Raw genomic sequence first — 9004 nt, 5'->3', positions numbered from 1 at the left:
GAGGCCAGCGCCGCGGGGCCCTCGCCGCCGGCGATCAGGAACCCGGCCAGGGAGGAGTCCCCCGCGCCGACGTTGCTGCGGACCGCGGCGACCGGGGCGCTCGCGAACCAGGCGCCCGCGGCGTCGACCAGGATCTGGCCGTCCGCGCCGAGCGAGGCGAGGACGGACACGGCGCCCGCCGCCCTCAGTTCCTCCGCCGCCTTCACCGCGTCGCCGACCGTGGCGAGCGGACGGCCGACGGCCTCGGCGAGTTCCTCGGCGTTGGGCTTGACGACGTCGGGGCGCATCCGCAGGGCCGCGAGGAGTGCGGGGCCGGAGGTGTCGAGTGCGATCCGGGCGCCCGCGGCGTGCGCGCGGGCCACCAACTCGGCGTACCAGGACGGCGCGAGGCCGCGCGGGAGGCTGCCGCAGCAGGCGATCCAGTCGGCGCCGGCCGACCGCTCCCCGACCGTCGACAGCAGCGACTCGGCTTCCTGGGCGGTCAGTTCGGGCCCGGGTGCGTTGATCTTCGTCAGCGTCCCGTCCGGTTCGGCGAGGGAGATGTTGGAGCGGGTGTGGCCCGCGACCGGGACCGGGGCGACCTCGATGCCCTGGTCGGCCAGGAGTTCGGCGACCAGGGCGCCCGGGGCGCCGCCCAGCGGGAGCACGGCCAGGGTGGGGGCGCCGGCCGCCGCGACCGCCCGCGAGACGTTGACGCCCTTGCCGCCCGGGTCCATGCGCTCGCCGCTCGCGCGGACGACCTCACCGCGGTCGAGTCCGGGGAGCTCGTAGGTGCGGTCGAGGGAGGGGTTGGGGGTGACGGTGAGGATCATGCCGCGTATCGCCGCTTCCGTGCTCGGGTGGTGCAACTGGTGCTGGGTGAGGGCGTGTTCACGCGCGGATCACCTCCGTGCCGCCCGCCTCGATCGCGGCCGCGTCCTCGGGGGCGAGACCGGTGTCCGTGATGAGGAGGTCGACGTCGGCGAGGTCGCCGAACCGGGCGAAGTGCTCCTGGCCGTGCTTGCCGGAGTCGGCGAGCAGCACGACCCGGCGGGCCGCGGCGACGGCCGCGCGCTTCACGGCGGCCTCGGCGAGGTCCGGGGTGGTCAGGCCGGCCGCGGTGGAGAATCCGTTGGCCGCGAGGAGGACGACGTCCGCGCGGATCTCGCCGTACGCGCGCAGCGCCCAGGCGTCGACGGCGGCGCGGGTGCGGTGCCGGACCCGGCCGCCGACGAGGTGCAGCTGGACGCCGGGGTGGTCGGCGAGCCGGGCGGCGGTGGGCAACGAGTGGGTGACGACGGTGAGTTCGGAATCCAGCGGGAACGCGTCGGCGAGCCGGGCGACCGTGGATCCGGCGTCGAGGACGACACTGCCCTCGGCCGGCAGTTCGGCGAGCGCGGCGCGGGCGATGCGGTCCTTCTGGTCGGCGGCGGTGGACTCGCGCTCGGCGAGGTCGGGCTCGAAGTCGAGCCGCCCGGCCGGGATGGCGCCGCCGTGCACGCGGCGGACGAGCCCGGCCCGGTCCAGTGCCTTCAGGTCGCGCCGGATGGTCTCGGCGGTGACCTGGAGCTCGGCGGCCAGGGACAGCACGTCGACCCGCCCGCCGTCGCGGGCGAGGCGGAGGATCTCCTGCTGGCGCTCCGGTGCGTACATGCCCGTTTACCTGTGCCCTCGTTTTTGAGTGTGCCCGAATCTGCGACTTCACCCAGAGAGTACGGCCGGATTTCCGAGAAGTAAACGAGATCGGGCATCCTGCGGACACAAACGGGCATTGGACCCGCCGCACGCACGCCGAAGGGCCCGGCCCTCCGGGAAGGAGGACCGGGCCCTGCACAGACCTTGCGCCACGAACGGCCGGGACCGGCGCCGCGGCGAGGGCCGGAACCGCTACTGACCCATCACGTACTTCACCGTCGGACCCGTGGTCCAGCCGCCATCCACGGCCAGCTCCGCGCCGGTCACGTACGAGGAGTCGTCGGAGAGCAGGAACACCACGGCCCTCGCGATCTCGTCGGCCTCGCCGACCCGGCCCATCGGGGTGTTCGGGTAGTTGCCCTCGCCCTGCTGGATGCCGACCTGGGCGGTCATCGGGGTGTACGTCATGCCGGGGTGCACGGAGTTCACGCGGATCCCCGACGTGCCCTGCTCCACCGCCGCGATCTTGGTGAGCCCGCGCACGCCCCACTTGGAGGCGCCGTACGACGAGGTGAGCGCGAGGCCCATCAGACCTGCCGCGGAGGAGATGTTGACGACGGAGCCGCCGCCGGCCTCCTTCATCGCGGGCACGACGGTCTTCATGCCGGCGAAGACGCCGACGAGGTTGATGTCGACGACCTGGCGGAAGCGCTCGACGCTCTCCGTCTCGAAGGGCATGCCGGTGGAGATGCCGGCATTGTTCACCAGTCCGTCGAGGCGGCCGAACTCCGCGACGGCGTGCGCGGCGGCGGCCTGCCACTCCTCCTGCGAGGTGACGTCGAGGTGCACGTAGCGGGCCCGCTCCCCCAGCTCGGCGGCGAGCGCCGCGCTCTCCTCGTCCAGTACGTCGCTGATCACCACGTTGCCACCGGCGGCCACCGCCAGCCGGACGATCTCGGCGCCGATCCCGCGGGCGCCACCGGTGACGAGCACGGTCTTGCCGGTGAGGTTGTTCATGGGGGCTCCACTTCATCGGGGTATCGCGCCGTCACGGTATGCCCATGTGGCAAAATATGCCACCACCAGAAATGATCATGCCTGACCACATGCGGCGAGCGGGGCGTAAGCAGTGCGGCGACGACGATTCCTCCTTCGGACAGCAGGCCTTACCGGGGCGGGAGCCCTGGCCCTGAACGGCTGCGGCACCGGCGGCGACGGCAAGGTCACCCTCGACCTCCTGGTCGCGAGCTACGACAAGAGCGTCGGCGCCTCGATCGGCGACCAGTGGGACGACGTCGCCAAGGCCTTCGAGAAGAAGCACCCGGACATCCGGATCGCGGTGGAACGCGTCCCGTTCCTCAAGATCGACGCGACGCTCGCCCGCCGCGTCAAGGACGGCCGCCCGCCCGCCATCGCCCAGGGCAACGTCTTCGCCCCGTACGCCGAGGACGGCAGGCTCCACCCGGTCGACGACCTCTTCGCGATACCGACCCAGGCGGACTTCATCACGTCGTTCTCCGACGCGGGCAAGGTCGACTACGTCCAGTACGGCATCCCGATCCTGGCCAGCACCCCGCGCCTGTTCCACAACAAGGCGCTCTTCCAGCGGGCCGGGCTCACGGGACCGCCCGGCGACTGGGCCGAACTCCTCACCGCGGCAAGGGCGTTGAAGGAGAGCGGGGTCCCCACCCCCTACGCGCTGCAGTTCGGCCCCGAGTCGGCGGAGGACGAGCTGCTCGCCTGGCTGCTCGCGGGCGGCGGCGGCTACTCGGACATCGGCGGCTACGACTTCGCCTCCGCCGAGAACGAGGCGACGCTGACCTGGCTGCGCGACGAACTCGTCGCCCCCGGCCTCGCGGGCCCCGACCCCGCGCAGCTCACCCGGACCCGGGCCTACGCCGACTTCCTCGCGGGCCGGGTCGGCATGCTCATCGCCCACCCGGTGCTGCTCGCCGCGGCCACCAAGGCGCGTCTGTCGTACGGCGACGCGCCCTTCCCCCGGAAGGACGGGGAGGCGGCGCCGCCGGTCGGGCTCAACGACTGGATGATGGCGTTCAAGGACGGCGGCCCCGCCGCGGAGGCGGGGAAGTTCCTGACGTTCCTGTTCAGCCGCGGTTCCGCCGCTGCGTACGGCGCCGGGCAGACCACGCTGCCGGTGACCGTGTCGGGCTCGGAGCAGTTGCGGGCGGACACCTCGCAGCGGGCTTTGTGGCCGTTCGTCGACCAGATGCCGGAAGCCGAGTTCCACCCGGTGGGGCTGCGGTCCTGGCCGACGGTGCGCGCCGCCGTGCGCGAGCGGATCGGCCGGGCCGTGGTGCGCGGCGGGCGCCCCGCGGACGTGCTGCAGGCGCTGGACCGGGTGGGCAGGTCCAGCGCCTGAGTGCCTGACGGGGTGCGGCTCAGACCAGCTCGGGCTCGCGTTCGCCCTCGTCCTGCGCGGCCGCGGCCTTCTCCTCGGCGCCGACCACCGGCTTGCGCGGCAGCGCGAACATCAGCAGGAAGATGCCGACCAGGATGCCCGCGGCCCACAGCAGCGAGCTGCGGAAGCCGTCGATGAAGGCCGCATTGCCCGCGCCCGCCTTCATGTGGTCCTCGACGACGTTGAAGAAGACGACGGAGACCAGGCTGAGGCCGAGCGCGTTGCCCATCTGCATCACCGTGTTGATGAGGCCGGACGCCGAACCCGCGTGCTCGCGCGGCACCTCGGAGAGCACCGCGTCGGTCAGCGGGGCGACGATCAGGCCCATGCCCAGGCCCATGACGACCAGCGGCAGCGCCATCTGCCAGGAGGCGATGTCCAGGCCGTAGTGCCGGGACTCGTACACGTAGATCAGGACGCCGGCGGCCATCAGGAGCGCGCCCGCCTGCAGCACCTTGCGGCCGAAGAGCGGGACGAGCTTCTGCACGGAGATGCCGGCGGCGACCGAGACCGCGATCGAGAACGGGACGCCCGTCAGCCCGGCCCGCAGCGCGCTCCAGCCGAGGCCGACCTGCATGTAGAGGGTCCACGTCAGGAAGAAGATGCCCATGACCAGGCCGAAGACGGTCTGCACGGCGATGCCCGCCGCGAAGCTCTTCACCTTGAACAGGGACAGCTCGATGAGCGGGGAGCCGTCGCGCCGCGTCTTCGCCTTCTCGTACGCGACCAGGACCGCGACGATCACGACGGACGCCGCCATCATCACGAAGCCCCACAGCGGCCAGCCGTTCTCCCGGCCCTGGGTCAGCGGGTAGACGAGCGCCAGCATGGCGAGGGTGACGAGCACGACGCCCACGAGGTCCAGCTTCAGCGCCTTGGGGGCCTTCGACTCGGTGATGACGCGGGAGCCGAGGACGAGCGCCGCGATGCCGACGGGCAGGTTGATGAGGAAGATCGGACGCCACTCCAGGCCCGCGATGTTCCACTCGGTGAGCAGCGCGCCCAACAGCGGGCCCGTCACGGCGCCCAGGCCCACGATCGCGCCGAACAGGCCGAACACCTTGCCACGCTCGTGCGCCGGGAACGTGGCGTGCACGATCGACAGGACCTGCGGCACCATCAGCGCGGCCATGCCGCCCTGCAGGATGCGGGAGGCGACGAGCATCTCCGGGTTGGCGGCGAAACCGCACAGCGCGGAGGCGAGCGTGAAGCCGGCTATGCCGAGCAGGAAGAGCCGCTTGCGGCCGAAGATGTCACCGAGCCGGCCGCCCGTGATGAGCAGCGCGGCGAAGGCGAGCGCGTATCCGGCGGTGATCCACTGGATCTGACCGGTGGTGGCGCCCTCGTCGTGCTGGATGGTGGGCAGGGCCACGTTCACGATGGTCACGTCGACGAGGTCCATGAACGCCGCCGTCATCACGATGGCGAGCGCGAACCACCGCCGACGGTCGTCGGTCTTCGGTGCTGCGGTTGAGGTCATGGGAAGAACGGTACGGGTCATGTAGGTCAGGTCGCGGCCTAATCAGCGGGCATCCTGAAGGCATGACGACGACCAGTACGGACACCCCGGCCCGGTTGCTCCAGCTCCTGTCCCTCCTGCAGACGCCCCGCGAGTGGCCCGGCGGCGAGCTCGCCGACCGGCTCCGCGTCTCGCGGCGCACGGTCCGCCGCGACATCGACCGGCTGCGCGACCTCGGTTATCCCGTCCAGGCCTCGATGGGCGCCGACGGCGGCTACCGGCTGATCGCGGGCAAGGCGCTGCCGCCGCTCGTCCTCGACGACGAGGAGGCCGTGGCGATCGCGGTGGGCCTGCGGGCCGGGGCGGGCCACGCCGTGGAGGGCGTGGAGGAGGCCTCGGTCCGCGCCCTCGCCAAGCTGGAACAGGTGCTGCCGTCGCGCCTTCGCCACCGGGTCTCCACCCTCCAGGCGGCGACGATGCCGCTGGCCTTCGGGGACGGCGCCACCATCGCGCCCGAGACCCTCACCGTCATCGCCTCGGCCGCGGCCGGCACGGAGCGCCTGCGCTTCCACTACCGCGCGGCCGACGGCAACGCGACGCGCCGCCTGGTGGAACCGCTGCGGCTGGTCTCGACGGGGCGCCGCTGGTACCTGGTGGCGTACGACATCGATCGCGACGCCTGGCGCACGTTCCGGGTCGACCGGGTGTCGGAGCCGTTCGCGACCGGGGCGCGGTTCGTTCCGCGGGAGGTGCCGGAGGGGGACGCGGCGGAGTATCTGCGCCGGTCGATGGAGACCCGGGGCGGCGGCACGTACGAGGTGGACGTGGAGTTCTCGGCGCCGGCCGAGGACGTCGCCGAGAAGGTCCCGGCCGCGGTGGGCCGCCCGGAGGCGCTGGCCGGGGGCGGGTGCCGGGTGCGGGCGTCGGCGTCGGGGCCGGTGGAGTGGATGGCGGTGCGGCTGGCGATGACGGGGTTCGAGTTCCGGGTCGTGGGTCCGCCGGAACTGGTGGTGGCCGTACGGGAGTTGGGGGGACGGATGGCGCGGGCCGGGGGCGAGTCCAGCGGGCCGTCCTGATGCGCCTTGGCGTCTGCGGGGTGGCCCTTTCGTTGCCGGGGGCGGGGCCGGTGGCGGCTGGTCGCGCTCCACGGCGCAGTCGCTGATGACGCAGCCCCGCGCCCCGTGCCCGCACACACATCGGGCGGCCCGCATCCTTCGATGCGGGCCGCCCGATGAACGTTTCCCGGAGGAATTACGCCGCGGCGTCGAAGCCCGTGTCGCGCGCCAGCTTCTTCAGTTCGAGGAGCGCGTGCTTCTCGATCTGGCGGATGCGCTCGCGGGTCAGACCGTGCTCCTTGCCGACCTCGGTGAGCGTCCGCTCACGGCCGTCGACGATGCCGTACCGCATCTTGATGATGGACGCGGTGCGCTGGTCGAGGCGGCCGATCAGGTCGTCGAGCTCCTCGCTGCGCAGCAGGGTCAGGACGGACTGCTCGGGCGAGACCGCGGAGGTGTCCTCCAGCAGGTCGCCGAACTGGGTCTCGCCCTCGTCGTCCACCGGCATGTTCAGCGAGACCGGGTCGCGGGCCCAGTCCAGCACGTCCACGACGCGCTCCGGCTTGGCGTCGAGCTCGGCGGCGATCTCCGCGGGCTCCGGGTCGCGGCCGTGCTCGCGGTTGAACTCGCGCTGCACCCGGCGGATGCGGCCCAGCTCCTCGACCAGGTGGACGGGGAGGCGGATGGTGCGGGACTGGTCGGCTATGGAGCGGGTGATGGCCTGGCGGATCCACCACGTCGCGTACGTGGAGAACTTGAAGCCCTTGCGGTAGTCGAACTTCTCGACGGCGCGCACCAGGCCCGCGTTCCCCTCCTGGATCAGGTCGAGCAGGGGCAGGCCGCTGCGCGGATAGCGGCGGGCGACGGCCACGACGAGGCGCAGGTTCGACCGGATGAAGACGTCCTTGGCCTTCTCCGACTCGGCGATCAGCGCCTCCAGCTCCTCGCGGGACGCCTGTCCCGCGGCCTTGCTGTCGGAGACCTCACCGTCGAGGATCTGCTGGGCGTACACGCCCGCCTCGATGGTCTGGGAAAGCTCGACTTCCTTTGCGGCGTCGAGCAGCGGTGTGCGCGCGATCTCGTCGAGGTACATGCCGACCAGGTCGCGGTCGGCGATCTCCCCGCCCACGGCGCGAACACTGCGTGCCGCGTCAGTCTCGCCGGACGCGGCGGACTTACGACGGGCTACGGCACGGGTTGCCATGCGTGCTCCCTTGCGATGGTAGGTCGGCTGAGCCGGACGGCTCGTACACCCTCCCGGGTGCCCTGCATCCGATGGAAACAACGACTGGAATCCGGACAGAATTCCCAAGCCGCCTCATCTTTTTTGTGATCATGCAGTACCCTGTCGCCGCCGTGCGGCGCGGAAGGGGAGACGAGATGGTGTCGAAGCCCACAGAGGTGCAGGTCAGGCCGGGAGTCGAGGGTGACCTCGGCGCACTCACCGACCTCTACAACCACTATGTTCGCGAGACGCCGATCACATTCGACACAGTCGTCTTCACTCCGGAAGAGCGACGTCCTTGGCTGCTCTCCCACCCTGAAGACGGCCCCTACCGCCTGATGGTTGCGCAGGGGTGCAAGGACGGGACTTATGGCCCTCTGCTCGGATACGCGACGTCGAGCCCCTTTCGCGCGAAGGCCGCCTACAACACATCGGTCGAGGTCACGGTCTACTGCGCCCCCGGCGCGGGCGGCCGCGGCATCGGCACCCTCCTCTACAAGGCGCTCTTCGAGGCGCTCGAGGAGGAGGACCTGCATCGCGCGTACGCGGGCATCGCCCAGCCCAACGAGGCCTCGGCCCGCCTCCACGCCCGCTTCGGCTTCCGGCACGTGGGCACGTACCAGGAGGTCGGCAGGAAGTTCGGCACGTACTGGGACGTCGCCTGGTACGAGAAGGAGCTCGGCCGCAAGGACTAGGGCCACGGACCGTTACGCACCGTGCCTGCCCGTGTCTAGTCTCCCGGCATGGACGACACGACGGTCGACACCACGGGCACCCTCGACGAAGCGCTCGAGCGGCTGCACACCACCGGCCCCGAGTTCGACGGCTGGCTCAGCAATCACGGCCCGATGGCCGTGGAGTCCCTGGTACGCGGCGGCCAGGCGCCCCGCGTGCACCGCTGGCTCGACCGGTACGCGCAGCGGCTCGACGAGATGCCCTCCCCCGGCTCCCGCATCGACGACACCGCGTGGCGGTCCGCGCTGGGTGACCCGCGGCGCCTCGCCGACTGGATCGCCCACTTCGAGCGGGCGCTTGCCGAACGGCCCTGGCGGGACGTGCTCGCCGAGTGGTGGCCCCGGCTGCTGCCCGGCATCGCGGCGGGCGCCACGCACCCGGTGATCCGCGTCGGCCACGCCGTACGCACCCTGCTCACCGGCGAGCCGACCGCACCCCGCCTCGCCGAACTCGCCCACGGCCTCGGCTACTGGGCCGCCCGCCACCAGCCCCTGCCG

Annotated in this window: 9 protein-coding genes; 4 read left to right on the top strand and 5 right to left on the bottom strand. The window is 72.0% G+C overall.

What is annotated here, in order from left to right; translation table 11 throughout:
• From pfkB to G3I40_RS12900, 3 genes are all read right to left on the bottom strand, one after another.
• On the bottom strand, window positions 1-812 hold an 812-nt coding region (pfkB, locus tag G3I40_RS12910; protein ID WP_164302301.1), incomplete at its 3' end, for a 1-phosphofructokinase.
• A gap of 58 nt (window positions 813-870) precedes the next feature.
• Complete coding sequence (locus G3I40_RS12905) at window positions 871-1632, bottom strand: DeoR/GlpR family DNA-binding transcription regulator (protein ID WP_164302300.1); 762 nt, start codon at window positions 1630-1632, stop codon at window positions 871-873.
• Between the two features lie 234 nt (window positions 1633-1866).
• Complete coding sequence (locus tag G3I40_RS12900) at window positions 1867-2631, bottom strand: glucose 1-dehydrogenase (RefSeq protein WP_164302299.1); 765 nt, start codon at window positions 2629-2631, stop codon at window positions 1867-1869.
• A gap of 112 nt (window positions 2632-2743) precedes the next feature.
• On the opposite strand from G3I40_RS12900, the gene G3I40_RS12895 reads away from it, so the two are divergent.
• The gene (locus G3I40_RS12895) at window positions 2744-3994 is read left to right on the top strand and encodes an extracellular solute-binding protein (protein ID WP_343244913.1); all 1251 of its coding nucleotides are present in this window, start codon (window positions 2744-2746) and stop codon (window positions 3992-3994) included.
• A gap of 19 nt (window positions 3995-4013) precedes the next feature.
• Here G3I40_RS12895 and G3I40_RS12890 read toward each other — a convergent pair whose 3' ends face one another.
• Entirely contained in the window at window positions 4014-5513 is a 1500-nt protein-coding gene (locus G3I40_RS12890) for an MFS transporter (RefSeq protein WP_203643959.1), read from the bottom strand.
• A gap of 62 nt (window positions 5514-5575) precedes the next feature.
• Here G3I40_RS12890 and G3I40_RS12885 point away from each other — a divergent pair, with 62 nt between their 5' ends.
• On the top strand, window positions 5576-6568 hold the full coding sequence (locus G3I40_RS12885) for a YafY family protein (protein ID WP_164302297.1): 993 nt from the start codon (window positions 5576-5578) through the stop codon (window positions 6566-6568).
• Window positions 6569-6743: 175 nt separating this feature from the next.
• On the opposite strand, the gene G3I40_RS12880 is transcribed toward G3I40_RS12885, so the two are convergent.
• Entirely contained in the window at window positions 6744-7751 is a 1008-nt protein-coding gene (locus G3I40_RS12880) for a sigma-70 family RNA polymerase sigma factor (RefSeq protein WP_164302296.1), read from the bottom strand.
• Between the two features lie 176 nt (window positions 7752-7927).
• Here G3I40_RS12880 and G3I40_RS12875 point away from each other — a divergent pair, with 176 nt between their 5' ends.
• Window positions 7928-8467 (top strand): GNAT family N-acetyltransferase, encoded by a 540-nt coding sequence (locus G3I40_RS12875; RefSeq protein ID WP_164302302.1) that lies wholly within the window; start codon window positions 7928-7930, stop codon window positions 8465-8467.
• A gap of 48 nt (window positions 8468-8515) precedes the next feature.
• The coding region (locus G3I40_RS12870) for a questin oxidase family protein (RefSeq protein ID WP_164302295.1) at window positions 8516-9004 on the top strand (489 nt) is incomplete at its 3' end.

This window comes from Streptomyces sp. SID14478, assembly GCF_010548525.1.
Lineage (GTDB): Bacteria > Actinomycetota > Actinomycetes > Streptomycetales > Streptomycetaceae > Streptomyces.
This window is presented reverse-complemented; position numbering and strand designations above follow the sequence as displayed.

Excerpts from the sequence above, each read along its gene's own strand:
- G3I40_RS12905 (WP_164302300.1), bottom strand. The coding sequence starts at position 1,632 with ATGTACGCACCGGAGCGCCAGCAGGAGATCCTCCGCCTCGCCCGCGAC.
- G3I40_RS12900 (WP_164302299.1), bottom strand. The coding sequence starts at position 2,631 with ATGAACAACCTCACCGGCAAGACCGTGCTCGTCACCGGTGGCGCCCGC.
- G3I40_RS12890 (WP_203643959.1), bottom strand. The coding sequence starts at position 5,513 with ATGACCTCAACCGCAGCACCGAAGACCGACGACCGTCGGCGGTGGTTC.
- G3I40_RS12885 (WP_164302297.1), top strand. The coding sequence starts at position 5,576 with ATGACGACGACCAGTACGGACACCCCGGCCCGGTTGCTCCAGCTCCTG.
- G3I40_RS12880 (WP_164302296.1), bottom strand. The coding sequence starts at position 7,751 with ATGGCAACCCGTGCCGTAGCCCGTCGTAAGTCCGCCGCGTCCGGCGAG.
- G3I40_RS12875 (WP_164302302.1), top strand. The coding sequence starts at position 7,928 with ATGGTGTCGAAGCCCACAGAGGTGCAGGTCAGGCCGGGAGTCGAGGGT.